The organism is Dactylosporangium sp. CA-152071 (genome assembly GCF_050936335.1).
GTDB lineage: Bacteria > Actinomycetota > Actinomycetes > Mycobacteriales > Micromonosporaceae > Dactylosporangium > Dactylosporangium maewongense.
Window position 1 is genome coordinate 3,284,744 of record NZ_JBNJMZ010000002.1, and the last position, 15,931, is coordinate 3,300,674.

Sequence of the window (15,931 nt, forward strand, 5' to 3'; positions counted from 1 at the left end):
GGTTCATGGACTACGAATACGTGCCGTTGCGGCTGCCGTCGAACGTCGACCGGCTCACCGCCAACGCACAGCTGACGATCCAGGCCGAATACGGCGGCTGGGAGCTGGCCAGGGTCCGCCTCTACGCGGACGGCACCCGCCAGGTCATGCTCCGCCGCAAACTCACCAGCGACGCCATGCCCGGCCTCAGCACGTAGGCCCGCGGTCCCACCGATCCACCCTCATCGTGCGCGCCCCAGCCGCACGCCGACCACCCACGGCCGGTGAACAACGGGCGCCTAACCGATGACGGCCAGCACCGCCTCGAGGACCCCCGCCCGCTCAGGATGCGCCCCGCGATACCTGGCCACGGCCCCGTCCCGCCACTCCGGCACCTCAAGCACGGCCAGCACGGCCGCGTTCTCCCGGATTCCCCGCAGCCGGACCTCCCCGTCCAGCCACTCGCCCAGCTCTAGCTCCCGCTCCCGGCGCTCCCGCACCGCCCGCCGCGCCTCCCCCAGCGCCGAGACCATCACCGCTCTCGACGGCGGCACAGCCATCCCCCGCCCGGAGCATCCCGGTGATCGCCTCACTCCGCCGATCCCACACATCCCACTCAGCCACCACCCGTCAATCCTCGCAGCCCCAGACCCACCCAACGACCGACAGCACCCCACCCCCATGATCGAAGGCCACCTCCGGCCGCCCGGACGGCCACCACCCGACTTCGATCACAAGCCCCACCTGCACAACCACCGCCAGGACCGGCGATCGAACCGATGCGCACTGGTCACCGGCACGCAGCATCGAGCGACACCCTCGACAGCACCCGACCATCCGAGAACAGCCGCCGGCGAACATCACCGCAACCCCGGCACGGACCGCAACCACCCGCCACCATGATCGAAGGACACCCCGGGCCGCCCGGACGACCACCACACGACTTCGATCACACGCCCTGGCCGCGCAACCAACGCCCGGCAACACCGGCGCCAGCGATCGAACTGCTGCGCACTGGTCACCGGCGCGCAGCATCGAGCAACAGCCTCAACAGCGCCCGACCATCCAAGAACAGCCGCCGGGAAACATCACCGCAACCACGGCACGGACGGTGACCACGCCACCTGGCGCCCGGTCCCCAGGCGGGCGGAAGAACCCCACCCCCGTGCTGGACTGACCTGTCACCCACATGGATCGGCGAACCCGCACGCGGACAGCACCCAACTCCGCCCATCGAGGACGGTGAGGGCCGACCAGATTCGCCCGTGGCCCCCACCGCCGGACCCGCACCGCCCCGGTCGAAGGCCGGCGGCCATGAGCAGCGGAGCGGGTCGTGGTCATCGGCGGGCGGCGGGCTTGGTGGTCTGGTTCGGAGGCGTCGCCGCCGGACCCGTTACGTGGTCTGGAGCGACGGCACCAGCGACGAGATGCGGCCGACGGCCGCGGGCTGACGGCCGCGGCCGGGCCGGCACGGCAGGTGCGGGCCCCGGCTGCGGCGGTCGGTCAGCGGTCGGCCGACTCGGTGTTCTTGTCGGAGGCGTCGCCCGTGGCGGGCTCGTCCTCGTCGAGGTCCTCGTCCAGCTCGACGAACGCGTGCTCGTCGAGGCGGTCGACGACGCGGTCCTCGGCGCCGACGGCGAAGGGGCCGGTGCCGTCGTTGTCCTCATACGCCTCGGGGTCGAGCGGGGTGGCCACCTCGGCGACGACGACCACGCCGTCGAGGGACTCCAGCTCGGGGATGTCGAGGGCGCCGAGCGAGCCGTCGCCGGCCTGCATCAGCTCGAGGACAGCCTCGCCGACCGTCTCGACGGAGGCGGTGTCGCCGTCGCCGGGGTTGGTGCGGCGGGCGGCGTCGGCGAGGCGGAGCAGGGCCGCGACGCTGGGGACGCGGTAGTCGCGGCGCTGTCGGACGGAGATGATCTGCGGGTGCGGGTCTTCGGCCTCGGTGCCGTCGACGCCGCCGATGCCGACGCCGAACTGGCGGTCCGCCTCGTCGGGGTCGATGGCCTCGACGTCCCACGGGGTGACCTCGCCGAAGGCGTCGAGCAGGAGCTCGTCGTAGCCGTTGGAGGCGTTGTTGAGCTCGACATAGGCGCGCCACACCTCGTCGTCGTCGGCCCGCCCGTCGGCGGCCTTGACCGCGGCAAGGTGGTCGCGGGCCGCCGTGATCACGCGCTCGAGCGCGGCGTCAAGCTCCGCGTGCCGGTCGGTCATGATGGGACTCCCCCTGATATCGGTGGTGGGACGGTCGGGTTGATCAGGATTGCTGCAGGAACCTGTCGAGGACTCGCACGCCGAACTGTAGTCCCTCCAGGGGAATGCGCTCGTCAATGCCGTGGAACAACGCGCCGAAGTTCAGGTCGGCGGGCAGCCGCACGGGTGAGAACCCGAAGCAGCGGATGCCGAGCTTGTCGAACTGCTTGGCGTCCGTGCCGCCGCTGAGCATGTACGGCACGGGCAACGCGCCGGGGTCCTCCGCCTTGAGCGCAGCCGTCATCGCGTCGACGAGGGCGCCGTCGAAGGTGGTCTCCAGCGCGGCCTGGCGGTGAATGTACTCCAGCTCGATGTCGGGGCCGACGAGCTCGCGCAGCTGCTGCTCGAACAGCTCCGACTGCCCGGGCAGGGTGCGGCAGTCGATGGTGGCGGACGCGCGGCCGGGGATCACGTTGTCCTTGTACCCGGCGGCGAGGCGGGTCGGGTTGGCCGTGTTGCGCAGGGTCGCGCCGATGATCATCGCGATCGGCCCGATCTTCTCCACGGCCCGCTCGGGGTCGTCGAGGTCGAGCTCGATGCCGAGGATCTCCGACACCTGCTCCAGGAACGCGCGCACGGTCGGCGTCATGATCACCGGGAAGCGGTGCCGGCCGACCCGCGCGACGGCCTCGGCGACCGCGGTCACCGCGTTGTCGTCGTTGATCATCGAGCCGTGCCCGGGGCGCCCCTTGGCGTGCAGCCGCAGCCAGTCGATGCCCTTCTGCGCGGTCTCGATCAGGTAGAGGCGCTGGTCGCCGCCGACGCTGACGGAGAAGCCGCCGACCTCGCCGACCGCCTCGGTCACCCCGTCGAAGTAGTGCGGGTGCTTCTCGACGAGATACTGCGCGCCATAGGTGCTGCCGGCCTCCTCGTCGGCGACGAAGGCGAGCACCACGTCCCGCGGTGGCTTGCGGCCCTCGCGGCGCATCTGCCGTACAAGCGCCAGGACCATCGCGTCGAAGTCCTTCATGTCGACGGCGCCCCGCCCCCACAGGTAGCCGTCCTTGATCTCACCGCCGAACGGGTCGACGGACCACTCGGAGGCGTCGGCGGGCACGACGTCGAGGTGTCCGTGGATCAGCAGCGCGTCACGCGTCGGGTCGCTGCCCTCGAAGCGGGCGACGACGCTGGCCCGGCCGGGCGCGCTCTCGTGGATCTGCGGATCGAGGCCGACCTCGGCGAGCTTCTCGGCGACATACTCCGCGGCGAGCCGCTCCCCGGCGCTCGTCTCCAGGTCGCCCGTGTTGGTGGTGTCGATGCGCAGCAGGTCGCGGCAGAGCTCGATGACCTCGTCGGTGGCGTCCATGAAGAAGTCATACCAGGCGCCTGTGACAATTTCGGCGGGTGGTCCGGTGGGCTACCACGAAGCGTCACCGGACCACACGGACTTCACCAGCCGAAACCGGCCGCGTAGCTCACCGAAGCGAGCACCGCCTGCCCCGACGCGTTGGGGTGGAAATAGTCCCAGGTCGAGATCTGCGACAGCTGGAACGGGTAGCCGAAGACGGCGCCGCCGTCGTACTTGCAGTTGGCGCCGTACGCCGCGCAGGCCGACGCCAGCTGGCCGTTGAAGTCGGCGACCCGCTGCCGGACGCGGTCGCGCCGCGCGGCGTCGGCCGACGCGGTCGACGTCGGGTTGGCCAGCATCGACTGGCAGATGCCGAACAGGCCCCAGGCCGTGCGCGCCCCGGAGGTGTCCTTGCCGACCTGCCAGAGCCGCTTCAGGTCGGGCACGCTGATGAGCAGCACCTTCGCGTCGGGCAGGCCGGCCTTCAGCGTGCCGAGGGCCGCGTCCAGCGACGCCCGGAACGCGGCCACGCTGGTCATCGTCGACTCCGACGAGGTGCAGGCGTCGTTGGCGCCGATGAGGATCGTGACGTAGGCGACACGCTGCGAGACGGCGGTCTGGGCCTGACCTGGCATGTCAGCGGCTTTCGCCCCGCTTTTGCCGTCATTGTACGAGTGGCCGTCGATCGCCGGGTTCACCGCGCGGATCCGCAGGAAGTGGCTGTTGACGGAGGCTGTGCTGCCCGTGCTGAACGAGCGGGACGGGCAGTCGGCGAACCATCCGCACGCGTTGAACCCGCGGGTGATGGAGTCGCCCATGCTGGCGATCGATCCGGGTGGCGGCCCGGCTGCGGCGTACGCGGGAGCGGTGGCTCCCAGCAGCACGACCAGGGTGGCGGCGAGGACGGTCAGTCCCCGCCTGGTGAGGGACATGGCGGCCCCTTTCCGTAGCAGGTGGCGGCCGGCTTCCATCGAAGGCGGTACATGGGAGCGTACTGGCCGGTAACCACTCGTTTCAAGAAGTCGCGCCTCGGGTACCGACGCGGCAACGACAACAAACGATCGAGGAGGCGCACGTGAGTGCCGCACCGCTGCCGCCGCTACCGCCGGTGCCGGGCATCGAGGACGACGAGGTCGTCTTCGGCGGACCGAGCATGCTCGACCTCCTCGACGAGGACCACCAGCAGCTCGCCCAGCTCTGCGACCGGCTCGCGACCCCCGACGAGCAGGAGAAGGCAAGGCCTCAGGACATCGAGGACGTACTGGTGGCGACGCTCGCGCGACACCTGTCCGCCGAGGAGCAGTACCTCTACCCGACGGTCAAGGCCGTCCTGCCCGACGGCGACCCGATCGCCTCGCAGGAGGTCGCCGCGGACGCGGAGCTGCTCCTCGCCCTGCAGCGGCTGCACGCGACCCCCGCTGCCGCCGGTGCCGCGTACCACGACGCGCTGGAAGCGGTCGCCACCCACGTCCGCTCGCATGCGGACCGCACCGGCAAGGGGGTGTTCCCCCGTCTCCGCGAACAGTGCAGCGACACCGAGCTCGTCCGGCTCGGCAACCGCGTCCTGATCGCCCGCGGCGCCGCACCCACCCGGCCCCACCCCAACACCCCGGCCAAACCACCGCTCAACAAGCTCGTCGACCCGGCCGTCGCCGTCGTCGACAAGGTCCGCGACGTCCTCACCCGCCGCACCACCTGGCCCGAGGACCTGGCTGGCTGACCGGCCGGCTGAATACGTTTATCGATCTCTCCCCGGAGGTACCAGACCATCATGGCTACTGTTCTGTGGATCATCGCGGTGCTCATCGGCATCGCCGGCGTCGTCGCTCTCCTCCGCCGGCAGATCCTGTGGGGCATCATCCTCATCGTCGTCGCCCTGCTCGTAGGCCCGGGCGGCGTGAGCATCTTCAACGTTTGACGTCGGGCGGCCGGCACCCCCCACCGGCCACCCCAGGCGAAAAGGGCCCCGGCGGTTCCCCCCTCCGCCGGGGCCTTTCGCGTGTCGCACCCCCCGATTCGCCAAGATCCGCGTAGACCGTGTAACGTCTCCGTCGGCCATCCGGGCGGTGAGAAAGCGACCGGGTAGGATGGTCGGAGCAAGTCGAAGTGGCGGAATGGCAGACGCGCTAGCTTGAGGTGCTAGTGCCCGCAAGGGCGTGGGGGTTCAAGTCCCCCCTTCGACACCAGAACTCGGCGCACACGCCGCTTTTGAGAGTCGCGTGTTCGAGCGCAATCGAACACGCGACCACGGCATCTCTGCCGGATCTTCTCGACCGTTCGGCTCGGGCTGGGTGGTCTACATGACCGCTAGCCCGATCCGGCCGATCATTCCCTCCGTACAGCCGTACACACGTGCGGTGGTCCCGCAGGCGGCCGCCCCGACCCGGTCGCGTGGACCGCTGCCCTTGGCCAATCTGGCGAAACGGCCCGCCGGAACGCTCCGGTTCGGCCTCGCCACGATCGACACGAACGGGCGGATTGCCGACAGCACCCTGTTCGTAGCCCTCGGCTGGAAGACGGGGATCCAGCTGGACATCCGCACGTGCGGCGGCCTGGTCCTCATCACCGCCGACGAGCATGGCGTGTTCCAGTTCAGGTCGCCTGGATATGTCCGGATACCCGTGACGGCGCGGCAGCGCTGCCGTCTTCCGCTTGGTGACCGGGTGCTGCTGGCGGCCGACCCGGTCAATGGGCTGCTCGTCGTGCACCCGCCTGTGGTACTCGAGGAACTGGTCGACGGGTTGTTGACCGCACGGCTTCAGGAGGCAACACCGTGACGGCCGAGACAACGGCTGGCCGTGAGGCCGACATCGAGGCCGCGCGGATGCTGCTGGCCCGGCTCGGAGTGTCGCCTACGGACCTCATGCAGGCGGCGCCAGAGCGGCGAGAGGTGCCGACCTTCACGGAGTACCTACCGGTGGTCCGCGCCGCGGTTACCGCCGGAACGTCACGGGCGTACAAGACCTACTGGAATCGCATCGAGCAGCAATGGGGCGAGCGCCGGATGGACGACGTGAAGGCGTCCGACATCAGTGCCCTGGTGGAGTACGTCAAGGCGAACCGTGTGATCCGTCGCAATGCCCGCTCCGGCCGAGGATCGGCGGAGAACCTCATCGCGGCGATGCGCTGCCTCTACAACCACGCCATCGACGACGGATACCTCACCCAGGACGAGAACCCAGCTTCAAAGGTGGCGAAACCACGCCGGCTGCCTAGTACACGGGGTGCTGTGGCCGACGTCAGGCTTGCCGAACTCAACGAGGCCGCGGCGTCCAGCGGCAACGATCCAGACCTGGACGCCCTGGTGCTGCGGCTGCATACGGAGACAGCCTGTCGGCGCGGCGGCGCTCTGGCGTTGCGGCTGATCGACCTGGACGAGGAGCAGTGCCTGGTCCGGCTCCGCGAGAAGGGCGAGACGGAACGGTGGCAGCCGGTCTCCCCCACCCTCATGTGCTACCTGCAGCAGCACGCCAGCGAACGCGGTGCGGTCGGCGACCAGCAATTGTTGCGGTACCTCAACGGGAGACCGGTCACCCGTCGCCGTTATGACCACCTCTTCACGAGGCTGGGGCGGATGCTGCCATGGGTGGCGACGCAGCAGATCAGCGCCCACTGGCTGCGGCACACGACGCTGACCTGGGTTGAACGAAACTTCGGCTACGCGATCGCCCAGGCCTACGCCGGCCACGCCGACGGCAGCAGCGACGCTGGCACGACCGCCCGTTATGTGCGGGCGAAGCTCAGCGAAGTCGCCGCGGCGCTCGCCGCGTTGACCGGTGAGCCGCATCCAATGCAGTAGGTGCACGAGGGGTGCGGCCGGCGGTAGGCCGTCCGCACCCCTCATGTCGTGGCGACATCCCACACCCGGTGACACCTCGTTTTCGAGGCACGAGCAGCGGCAGGATGAATTGTCCGTGCCGTGCAGGGACGTGATGATCATGCTTGGGGGGAGCTGTGGTTGCGATGGATGGAACGCATGTTGCGGGCAGCGGCGTCCACCTGTCCCGAGCCGCTCGTGGGCTGCCCATGCCGACTATTCGAGCGTTGCGTGCAGTCCCTGCCCCGTACTGCTCGATCACGACAGTTGACGACTCCGGGCGGCTCGCCGACCGATCGACGGTCCGCCTGCTGGGCTGGAAGCCCGGCGACCGGCTAGACATTGCCGTGCACGCGGGCATTGGACGGGTCGTGGCTGCGGACGGTGGCCAGCTGACCGTGGCGGCGCGTGGATATGTTCGCATCCCCGCCGCCGCTCAACGGCAACTTGGGGTCGCCTGCAGCGACCGTGTGCTGGTTATGGCCCAGCCCGACCAGAACCTGTTGCTCGTGTATCCGATGGCGACCGTGACCAGCTTGCTGACACGGTCCGGTGCACCTGACGATGCGGCCCCTGCATCGTGACGGGCGGTGTTGCACCGCCTAGCGGACTCGACGTTGAGACAGTTCGCCTCCTGCTGGCGCGGCTGGGCATTTCCGCTGAGGACCTGCTCGCCGGAGCCACGCAGAAGGTCGTGCCGACGTTCGACGAGTACATCGACACGATCGAGACTGCCGTGCCAGCTGGCACACGTCGGGCGTACCTCACCTACTGGCGACGGGTCAGGGCCCACTGGGGGCAACGCCGCCTCGACGAGCCGACCGCAACGGAGATCAAGCAGATTGTCGAATCCACACGAAGCGCCGCAGTTGTCCGCAGCAACTCCCGGTCCGGCCGCAGCGCCGCTGAGCACATGATCGCCGCGCTCCGCTGCCTCTACCGCCACGCAATTGACGATGGCCTGCTGCCGGAGTCGGCGAACCCGGCTCTTCGCGTGCCCAAACCTCGACGCCTCGAAAGCACTCGTCGGGCGCTGACCGACGCGCAGCTGACACAGATCGCTGGCGTCGTTTGCGCTACGGGCAACGACCCTGAGCTCGACACGCTGTTGATGCGCCTGCATATCGAGACGGCCTGCCGCCGCGGCGGGGCCTTGGCACTTCGGCCCATCGACCTTGACGTCGAGCAGTGCCTGATCAGGCTCCGCGAGAAGGGTGAGACCGTTCGATGGCAGCTGGTCTCGCCAACGCTCATGCAGCATCTGATTGAGCACAGTCGGCAACGTGGCGGTACTCCCGCCGAGCAGCTGTTGCGATACCGCAATGGTCAGCCGATCACCCGCAGGCGGTACGACTACATCTGGCAGCGCGTCGGCCAGCATCTGCCCTGGGTCGCGTCGCAAGGCGTCAGTACGCACTGGCTCAGGCACACGACGCTGACCTGGGTGGAGCGCAGCCTGGGATACGCCATTGCACGCGCATTTGCTGGCCACACCGGCCGGAGCGATGCCGGCACGACGTCCACCTACGTCAAGGCTGACATCCATGAGGTCGCCACCGCGACCGCTGCACTCACGGGCGAACCGCATCCGCTTTCGAACTCAGGGAGTTGAAGGGCTCGCGCGTCCGCTGTGCGCCTTCGCGCGAACCGCGCTCACAGGTTCCTGCACGAGTCCGTCGTGGATCTCGTCGCGCGAAGCGCGTCGTCGACCAGGGTACACATCTCGCCGACTGGGCAGGATCTTCTCCGGTTCCGGATCCGGCAGTCCTCAGCAGCGAGGAGATGCGAACGCTCGCCGCAGACGAACACCCCGCGTCCGTCGCACGGTGGTGCGAGCGCTCATCGGTACTTATCCAGGTTGCCGATCTTGAACTCCGTTCAGTACTCCGAGAGCTACTCGCAAAAGATCTGCGACGCACCGTTCGACGCATCGTGAACCAACCCAATTGCCACCGAGACGTTCAGTCGATCACATGCGCGGGCGCCAGACCTGTCCAAGTCGAAAACCCACAACCGTCCGATTTCAAGGTGCCCCCTCGCCGGGATACCGAGGGCTCCTGCCGGATCTGAACGCATGTTGAACTGCGAAGACGTCCGCGGGAGCTCTTGGGATCCGGTGAGATCCGCCCAGAATCACGACCTCGTCTACTACCAAAGCGACTACCGCTTTCGAACGGATCGCACACGAGCGCATCGATGCCTGAGTCGCGCCGCCGCGCACTCTCAGGCTGAATCGGAAGACTTGCAGCACGGACCAACGAACGGCGACGGGGCACAGCGGTGACGTTGCCGGCGAGCCGCAGGCCGGGCATCCGGTCGGCGCCGCCGGTGTGCAGGCCGAGCCGGAGGACGGCGCCTGGGTCAGCGGCGGTGACCACACCGACCGGCGGGGCCGTGATGACGCCGGCGTCGAGGGGGAACAGCACGAGCAGTTCCTCACCAGTGGGCACGGTCAGGTTCGCGCCGATGCGGCCGCGCGGACTGACCGACCAACCGACCACAGCCCCTACATAGCACCGCCAGTCGGCGCGCCGCGTCGCGCCCGCCACCGAGGCCCGGCGGTTGCGCGGCGGGCATCCTTGCCGGTCGCGTCGAGGGCGGCAGACGGCCTTCGCCTACCCAACCTCTCCGCACCGATGCGGCGATGTCGCCCCAGCCTGGGCCTAGCCGGGCGTCGCTGCAGGCCGATCTGAGCAACGCCCAAGGACAGCTCACCCGCCAGGCCAGCCACATACGCCAGTTGGAGCAGAGACTGTCGCTCGGCGAGCACGCTTGGCGGCAAGCCGGTCTCGGTGCTTCCCCAGACATCAAGGAACTGCAGCGACGCATCACCCGCCTCGAACAGCAACTTTTCCATCTTGAGCATCAGCTCGACGAGCGAGGCCAGAAACTCGACGCGGCCCGCGCAGCCAACCGTGAGCTGATCGTGAATCTGAACCGGCGCTCGGTCTGAGTGGCAGCGTCGGCGACAATCACCAGAACCCCTGCACGGCACGAGCACGGCGACGTCGCGGCGGCAACGTCCGGGCCGAGTTGGTCGGCGGGCCGACCGAGTCACTGAATCGGTGCCGTCGGCGGTGTTGAGAACTTCCGACAGCACCGATTCATGCCATTCAGCGCTGCTGGTCCTCGTCGCGGCCGGGCCCCACCGGCCGGTTCCACCAGCCCTGCCACCACGCCAGGCGATCCTCGGACCGCTGCGGGAAGACGATCTGGAGCACGCCGACGATGGCGGTCAGCACGATCAACAGCACGAACGCCCACGCCGGGACGCCGGGCAAGATGCCCGCCACCCCCGGAACAGCGATGAGGGACAACCCAGAGACCAACGGGACGGGCGGACGACGAAACATGATGCGCTCCGAGACAGCTCGCGGATCCGAGATCAAAGAGAGCCCGTTGTGGACTCGTCTCTGCTCGGATCGGCATGTCGCCAGGTCACCGTTCGACCTACCCCCGCCGTCTCGTTGCCCATGACGGGACCCGACAAAATGATGTTGCGATGCCGGTAGACGACCTTCTCGGTCTAGCGCTCGTATCCAGATGTACTACCAGTGTAGACCGACCCCGGCTGACCGTCTGTGGAGCAGATGACGGTCAGCCGCTGACCTGCAGCGTCGACCGCAGCCCCGCACGGCGCTCAGCCGGTCCGCGTGGGTCCAGGTCTCCGGGATGAGCCGGCCGCATCGTCGACTGTTGCTGTCGTGGGGCCCGCAGCGTTATGCGGTGGGCAGGGGCGCGCCGCGATTGGTCATGGCGTCCTGGGCCGCGGGGTAGCGTGCGCCGACGATCTGAATCCGTTCGGCGGCGGCGCGCAGCTCGTCCAGCTGGTCGGCGGTGAGCCACCCAAACCCGTCAAGCCAGGTCAGACCCACGACCGACTTCGACACACTGCCTAGTAGGGAGCGTGGATCATGGACTGGTATCGGCTGAACGCGTAGCCGGTCAGGGCAACGGCCACTAGCGCGGACATGTACAGCAACTGCACGGGCGCCGAAAGTCGCATGAGGTTGATGCCCGGCTTTGTCTGTTCGACGAACTCCTTGCCGAGGAACCCCTGTTAGCCGTCACCGAAGGTGACGACGAGTTTGCTCTTGTCCGTCATTGATCTTGAGGATGTCTGTGGTGCAGCCCGGAGGGGTTGCGCTTGTTCGTGCGCGTCATCACCGTGAGGACGTTGCTGCAGGCAGCGGCCCTCCCGGTGTTCCTTTGGCCAGGCGCTCGGGAGGGCCGCTTCGGTGCGGAGGCACCTTGGTGATGACGGTAAACGACGACCCGGCTGGGGTCGAACGGCAGCTCGGGGCGGGTGGGCTGTGTTGTCCGGGTTGTCAGGGCCGGTTGACCGGGTGGGGGTGGGCGAGGCGGCGTCTGATCCGGGGTGAGGCGGGCCGGCGGTGGCTGGTGCGGCCGCGACGGTGTTCGCCGATGCCGTGGCCGCGATCGAGGCCGCGGCGCGGGCGGTGGCCGACCGGTTCGCGCTACGCATGGTGACGGCGTGGCAGGTCGCCGGCGCGGTGTCCGGTGGCCGGTTGTTGTCGCCGGACTGGCCACCGGATCGGCCGCTGGAGTGGATCAACACGAGTTCGCCCTGGTCGGCGGCCGTGTGACCGGCAACCCTCAACATTTGCCGATCTTCGAGTGTTGAGGAGGCTGTTGTTGACGACCGTTGATGACGAGGTCCGGGTGCGGGCCGACCGCGCCCGGCAGATTGCGTTGTGGCGCTATCAGTTGATCCGGGAGGCTGCCGACCCGGCGTATTCCACCCGCCAGCGCGGGCGGATGGTGCGCCAGCTCGCCGAGCGGGAGCATCCGGGGCCGTTCGGGACGCCGGTGCGGGTGGCCCGGGCGACCCTGGACCGGTGGATCACGGCGTGGCGGCGGGGCGGGTTCGACGCCCTGGTGCCCAGTCCCCGGCAGGCGACCCCGCGCACTCCGGCCGAGATCCTGGACATGGCTGCGGCACTCAAGCGGGAGAACCCGGGCCGCACCGCGGCGCAGGTGGCCCGAATCCTGCACAAGCATCTGGGCTGGGCGCCGTCGGAGTCCACGGTGCTGCGCCATCTCAACCGGCTCGAACTGGTCGGCCCGGCGCCGCAGACCGTGGTGTTCGGCCGGTTCGAAGCCAGCCACCCCAACGAGTTGTGGGTCGGCGACGCCCTGCACGGCCCGGTCATCGCCGGGCGCAAGACCTACCTGTTCGCGTTCCTCGACGATCACAGCCGGCTGCTGGTCGGGCACCGGTTCGGGTTCGCCGAGGACACCGTGCGCCTCGCGGCCGCGCTGCGCCCGGCCCTGGCTTCGCGCGGAGTGCCCGCCGGGGTCTACGTCGACAACGGCAGCGCGTTCGTCGACGCGTGGCTGCTGCGGGCCTGCGCCAAGCTGGGCATCAAGCTGGTGCACTCCACCCCGGGCCGTCCACAGGGCCGTGGGAAGATCGAACGGTTCTTCCGGCGGGTGCGTGAACAGTTCCTCGTCGAACTGTCCACACCGGACAGTGAACTGCTGGTGCCGGATCTGGTCAGCCTCAACCGGTTGTTCACCGCCTGGGCCGAGACCGAGTACCACCGCCGCACGCATTCGGAGACCGGGCAGACACCCCTGGACCGCTGGCAGGCCGGTGACCCGCCTCGGCTGCCCAGCCCGGCCGCGCTGCGCGAGGCGTTCCTCTGGGAAGCCGCCCGCACGGTTACCAAGACCGGCACCGTCTCCCTGCACGGCAACACCTACCAGGTCGATGGCGGCCTGGCCGGCCGGCGGGTCGAGCTCGTGTTCGACCCGTTCGACCCGACCAGCATCGAGGTCCGGCTGCAGGGCAAGCCGGTCGGGCTGGCCATCCCGCACCGCATTGGCCGACACGCCCACCCCAAGGCCAAACCCGAAACCCCCGACCCGGCACCAGCGGCGTCGGGGATCGGTTACCTCAAGCTCATCGACGCCACCCACCAGGCCGAACTGGCCGACCGGGTCAACTACACCGCCCTGACCGGGCAACGGACCGGCCCCAGCACGCCGACCAGCACGCCCGGAGAGGAGACCACCCGATGATCGACCGTCTGCAAGCACACCACGGCTTCACCCGGATGCCGTTCGGTCGTGACCTGGCACCGGGCATGCTGCACCGGCACGCCGCCCACGCCGAGGCCGTCGCCCGGATCAACTGGTGCGTCGAACAACGCGTCCTCGGCGTCATCACCGGCGAAGTCGGCGCCGGCAAAACCGTCGCCGTCCGCGCCGCCCTCGCCGCCCTCGACCAGGTCCGTCACACCATCATCTACCTCGGCAACCCCACCATCGGCGCCCGCGGCATCCACCACGCCATCGTCACCGCCCTCGGCGGCGTCCCGCACCCACACATGGCCATCCTCGTCCCCCAAGCCGCCGAAGCCCTTGCCGGCGAACACGCCGAACGCGGCCGCACCCCCGTCCTCGTCATCGACGAAGCCCACCTCCTCAACCACGACCAACTCGAAGGCATCCGCATGCTCACCAACCACGACCTCGACCGCTGGTCACCCTTCGCCTGCCTCCTCATCGGCCAACCCACCCTGCGCCGACGCATCAAACTCGGCGTCCTGGCCGCCCTCGACCAGCGCATCGGCCTGCGCTACGCCATGCCCGGCATGACCAGCCAGGAAACCACCGCCTACCTCCGCCATCACCTGCGCCTCGCCGGCCGCGACGACCCCTTGTTCTCCGACGACGCCGCAACCGCGATCCACCAATCCAGCCGCGGCTACCCCCGCGCCGTCAACAACCTCGCCGTCCAAGCCCTCATCGCCGCGTTCGCCGACGGCAAAGCCATCGTCGACGAATCCTCCACCCGCGCCGCGATCAGCGAAGTCATGACCGAATAGCCCGATCCGGCACCGCGAGCATGACAACATCACCACGATCAGCAGCACGTCACCGCGATGACCAACGCCCCGCCCAGCAACCGCTGGCGGGGCGTTTCTCTGCCCGCCCGTCCTCACCACGAACGACGGCTACGTCCTCATTGAAAACGCCGGGCAACAACCCCAGGGTTGCAGCCATGTCGCCATGCGCGAGCCCACTGCACATCCGCCAGCACGCTTCGCAGAGCACAGCACCCGCTCCGTTGGTCAGTTCGCCGGCGCGACGGACGAGCATCACATAGTCGCAGTCCCGAAGGGCGGCGCGAGCAGCTCTGAGCTTCATCTCGTCACTGGCCTCAAGTGCAATCGTGGCTGGAAGGCCAGCGCCAAGGAGCAGCCTCTCTAAACGGATCCGTCGTTCGTCGATCGTGAACTCCGGTTCGACACCCGCCAGTTTCCGCAGGGCATAAACGGACTTCAGCTCCTTCCATTCGAGCTGAAGACGGGTGGTGATGCGCTCCGCACGGGACCGCGCGAGGAGGCAGACAGCGACGGCGGCGTTCTCAATAGCGCCTCGGAGCAGGCTCGTCTGAGCGTACGAGTGCAGACGGACGTTCACCGTGTCTTCGGTGACGCTCTGGAGGAGGCTTCGCTTGAAGCAGTGAAGGAAGTCGACCGCGGCGGTCAGCGCCGCCCATGCCCGGTGGCTGACCTGGTACGGGTGGGTACGTGCATCGTCGGTCGACAGCGGGCTGCGGGGTTGAGGGGTCCAGATGCCGGTCGGCCGGTCGTTGGAGCTGACGGCGGCGATCCATGGCTCGATCTTGTCGAGGATCTGTAGCAGCTGCCGAAGGTCTCGCTGCTCTGCCGTATCTGCCGTCGCCTGGCTCATGTCGCAAGGCTATGGACGGTGTCTCAGGTGAGGCAATCGCTATTCGCCGCCCGGCGGGTCCGCGCCTACAGCCGAGCGCAGTTGCCGTGTTACTGAGTCGATGGCTTGTTGTACTCGGACGGCCTCCGAGGCGTCCTCATCGATGTGGAACTCCCCATGTTCGCCGGTCGGTCCCTCTTCACCAAGGACGAAGCTCATCAGGTTGTAAGCGTTCATTAGCGTCTGCCAGCTCTCGAACAGTGGCCAAGGGGCCAGCAGTCGTAGTTCGCTGGTGACGAGGGCAGTGTTCGGCGTGGCCGGCAGGGGTCTGCCGCTGCGGGCGTGGATTGGCGTCGTGAGGTCGTCAAGGCGATCCTGCACCGCGTGGACGTACGCGCTTGCCGCAACGTAGGCGGCCATCTGGCGCTCACGTATGTTCGCCTGATCAGCGAGCTGTCGCTCGTGGAGACGACCAGCAGCTGCCGCCCGCTCCGTTCGGCGCGCTAGTAGCACGGGGACAACCCCGGCCGTCGCTGCTGTCGTGGCGAAACCCGCAAGCGCAACGATGACGGTGGAGTCCACGGCCAGATGCTACGGCCAGAGATACCCAGCTCGGTATCGCCTGGTACAGCAAGCCCCGCACGTCGATAAGATGGGAGCCCTCCTGCCGCTCGGCGCCACCTCCACCCTTTCGGCCCTGCGCCGCAACTTCCGGCTGCCGGGCAGCCGAGGCGGATCGCTCGTGCCCGTCGAACGGTTTCGCAGCAGGGTTCCGCTCTCCGGTGGCCCGTACCCGGTTGCCGAGCGCGCCGGCCTGATCCGGAGGCCGGGCACGGAGGATGCCTGACAGCACCAGCCCACGTTGGACAGCAGACCCCGCAGGCGATAAG

The 15,931-nt window shown here is 68.7% G+C and carries 19 protein-coding genes and 1 tRNA gene; 11 read left to right on the top strand and 9 right to left on the bottom strand.

Annotation, left to right across the window (positions count from 1 at the left end; translation table 11 throughout):
- Positions 1-5 precede the first annotated feature (5 nt).
- On the top strand, positions 6-197 hold the full coding sequence (locus ACQEVZ_RS54790; RefSeq protein ID WP_327010753.1) for a DUF5703 family protein: 192 nt from the start codon (positions 6-8) through the stop codon (positions 195-197).
- 81 nt (positions 198-278) lie between these two features.
- Here ACQEVZ_RS54790 and ACQEVZ_RS54795 read toward each other — a convergent pair whose 3' ends face one another.
- The 4 genes from ACQEVZ_RS54795 to ACQEVZ_RS54810 form a co-directional block, all read right to left on the bottom strand.
- Positions 279-512, bottom strand: a complete 234-nt coding sequence (locus ACQEVZ_RS54795) for a hypothetical protein (RefSeq protein WP_433383795.1) — start codon at positions 510-512, stop codon at positions 279-281.
- A gap of 970 nt (positions 513-1,482) precedes the next feature.
- Positions 1,483-2,193 carry a hypothetical protein gene (locus ACQEVZ_RS54800; RefSeq protein WP_433383797.1) on the bottom strand — a complete coding sequence of 237 codons (711 nt, stop codon included), beginning with the start codon at positions 2,191-2,193 and terminating at the stop codon, positions 1,483-1,485.
- Between the two features lie 43 nt (positions 2,194-2,236).
- Positions 2,237-3,538: a M20/M25/M40 family metallo-hydrolase gene (locus ACQEVZ_RS54805; protein WP_344502139.1), complete on the bottom strand. Its 1,302-nt coding sequence runs from the start codon at positions 3,536-3,538 to the stop codon at positions 2,237-2,239.
- Between the two features lie 83 nt (positions 3,539-3,621).
- Positions 3,622-4,452 carry an SGNH/GDSL hydrolase family protein gene (locus ACQEVZ_RS54810; protein WP_433383799.1) on the bottom strand — a complete coding sequence of 277 codons (831 nt, stop codon included), beginning with the start codon at positions 4,450-4,452 and terminating at the stop codon, positions 3,622-3,624.
- A gap of 143 nt (positions 4,453-4,595) precedes the next feature.
- On the opposite strand from ACQEVZ_RS54810, the gene ACQEVZ_RS54815 reads away from it, so the two are divergent.
- From ACQEVZ_RS54815 to ACQEVZ_RS54840, 6 genes are all read left to right on the top strand, one after another.
- Positions 4,596-5,240, top strand: coding sequence for a hemerythrin domain-containing protein (locus ACQEVZ_RS54815; RefSeq protein ID WP_360559811.1), 645 nt, complete (start codon positions 4,596-4,598; stop codon positions 5,238-5,240).
- 51 nt (positions 5,241-5,291) lie between these two features.
- On the top strand, positions 5,292-5,438 hold the full coding sequence (locus ACQEVZ_RS54820; RefSeq protein WP_169788941.1) for a GPGG-motif small membrane protein: 147 nt from the start codon (positions 5,292-5,294) through the stop codon (positions 5,436-5,438).
- 182 nt (positions 5,439-5,620) lie between these two features.
- Positions 5,621-5,706, top strand: a tRNA-Leu gene (locus ACQEVZ_RS54825).
- Between the two features lie 33 nt (positions 5,707-5,739).
- Complete coding sequence (locus tag ACQEVZ_RS54830; protein WP_433383802.1) at positions 5,740-6,297, top strand: hypothetical protein; 558 nt, start codon at positions 5,740-5,742, stop codon at positions 6,295-6,297.
- Positions 6,294-7,319, top strand: a complete 1,026-nt coding sequence (locus ACQEVZ_RS54835) for a tyrosine-type recombinase/integrase (protein WP_433383804.1) — start codon at positions 6,294-6,296, stop codon at positions 7,317-7,319. The genes ACQEVZ_RS54830 and ACQEVZ_RS54835 overlap by 4 nt, the downstream gene beginning before the upstream one ends.
- Positions 7,320-7,917: 598 nt before the next feature.
- Complete coding sequence (locus ACQEVZ_RS54840) at positions 7,918-8,949, top strand: tyrosine-type recombinase/integrase (protein ID WP_433383806.1); 1,032 nt, start codon at positions 7,918-7,920, stop codon at positions 8,947-8,949.
- 349 nt (positions 8,950-9,298) lie between these two features.
- Here ACQEVZ_RS54840 and ACQEVZ_RS54845 read toward each other — a convergent pair whose 3' ends face one another.
- Positions 9,299-9,838, bottom strand: a complete 540-nt coding sequence (locus ACQEVZ_RS54845) for a hypothetical protein (RefSeq protein WP_433383808.1) — start codon at positions 9,836-9,838, stop codon at positions 9,299-9,301.
- 239 nt (positions 9,839-10,077) lie between these two features.
- Here ACQEVZ_RS54845 and ACQEVZ_RS54850 point away from each other — a divergent pair, with 239 nt between their 5' ends.
- On the top strand, positions 10,078-10,290 hold the full coding sequence (locus ACQEVZ_RS54850) for a hypothetical protein (protein ID WP_433383810.1): 213 nt from the start codon (positions 10,078-10,080) through the stop codon (positions 10,288-10,290).
- 160 nt (positions 10,291-10,450) lie between these two features.
- Here the strand turns inward: ACQEVZ_RS54850 and ACQEVZ_RS54855 are convergent, their stop codons facing one another.
- Entirely contained in the window at positions 10,451-10,630 is a 180-nt protein-coding gene (locus tag ACQEVZ_RS54855) for a hypothetical protein (RefSeq protein ID WP_433383812.1), read from the bottom strand.
- Between the two features lie 426 nt (positions 10,631-11,056).
- Positions 11,057-11,227, bottom strand: coding sequence for a hypothetical protein (locus ACQEVZ_RS54860; RefSeq protein ID WP_433383814.1), 171 nt, complete (start codon positions 11,225-11,227; stop codon positions 11,057-11,059).
- Between the two features lie 504 nt (positions 11,228-11,731).
- On the opposite strand from ACQEVZ_RS54860, the gene ACQEVZ_RS54865 reads away from it, so the two are divergent.
- Genes ACQEVZ_RS54865 through ACQEVZ_RS54875 form a run of 3 tightly spaced genes read left to right on the top strand, consistent with a single transcriptional unit; the run spans position 11,732 to position 14,191 of the window.
- Positions 11,732-11,944, top strand: a complete 213-nt coding sequence (locus ACQEVZ_RS54865; RefSeq protein ID WP_433383816.1) for a hypothetical protein — start codon at positions 11,732-11,734, stop codon at positions 11,942-11,944.
- A gap of 49 nt (positions 11,945-11,993) precedes the next feature.
- Positions 11,994-13,382: a DDE-type integrase/transposase/recombinase gene (locus ACQEVZ_RS54870; RefSeq protein ID WP_433376255.1), complete on the top strand. Its 1,389-nt coding sequence runs from the start codon at positions 11,994-11,996 to the stop codon at positions 13,380-13,382.
- The gene (locus tag ACQEVZ_RS54875; RefSeq protein WP_433376252.1) at positions 13,379-14,191 is read left to right on the top strand and encodes an ExeA family protein; all 813 of its coding nucleotides are present in this window, start codon (positions 13,379-13,381) and stop codon (positions 14,189-14,191) included. Before ACQEVZ_RS54870 ends, ACQEVZ_RS54875 begins: the two co-directional genes overlap by 4 nt.
- Before the next feature lie 49 nt (positions 14,192-14,240).
- On the opposite strand, the gene ACQEVZ_RS54880 is transcribed toward ACQEVZ_RS54875, so the two are convergent.
- Both ACQEVZ_RS54880 and ACQEVZ_RS54885 read right to left on the bottom strand, forming a co-directional pair.
- Positions 14,241-15,062 (bottom strand): hypothetical protein, encoded by an 822-nt coding sequence (locus ACQEVZ_RS54880; RefSeq protein WP_433383818.1) that lies wholly within the window; start codon positions 15,060-15,062, stop codon positions 14,241-14,243.
- Between the two features lie 39 nt (positions 15,063-15,101).
- Positions 15,102-15,623, bottom strand: coding sequence for a hypothetical protein (locus ACQEVZ_RS54885; protein ID WP_433383820.1), 522 nt, complete (start codon positions 15,621-15,623; stop codon positions 15,102-15,104).
- Between the last annotated feature and the right edge of the window lie 308 nt (positions 15,624-15,931).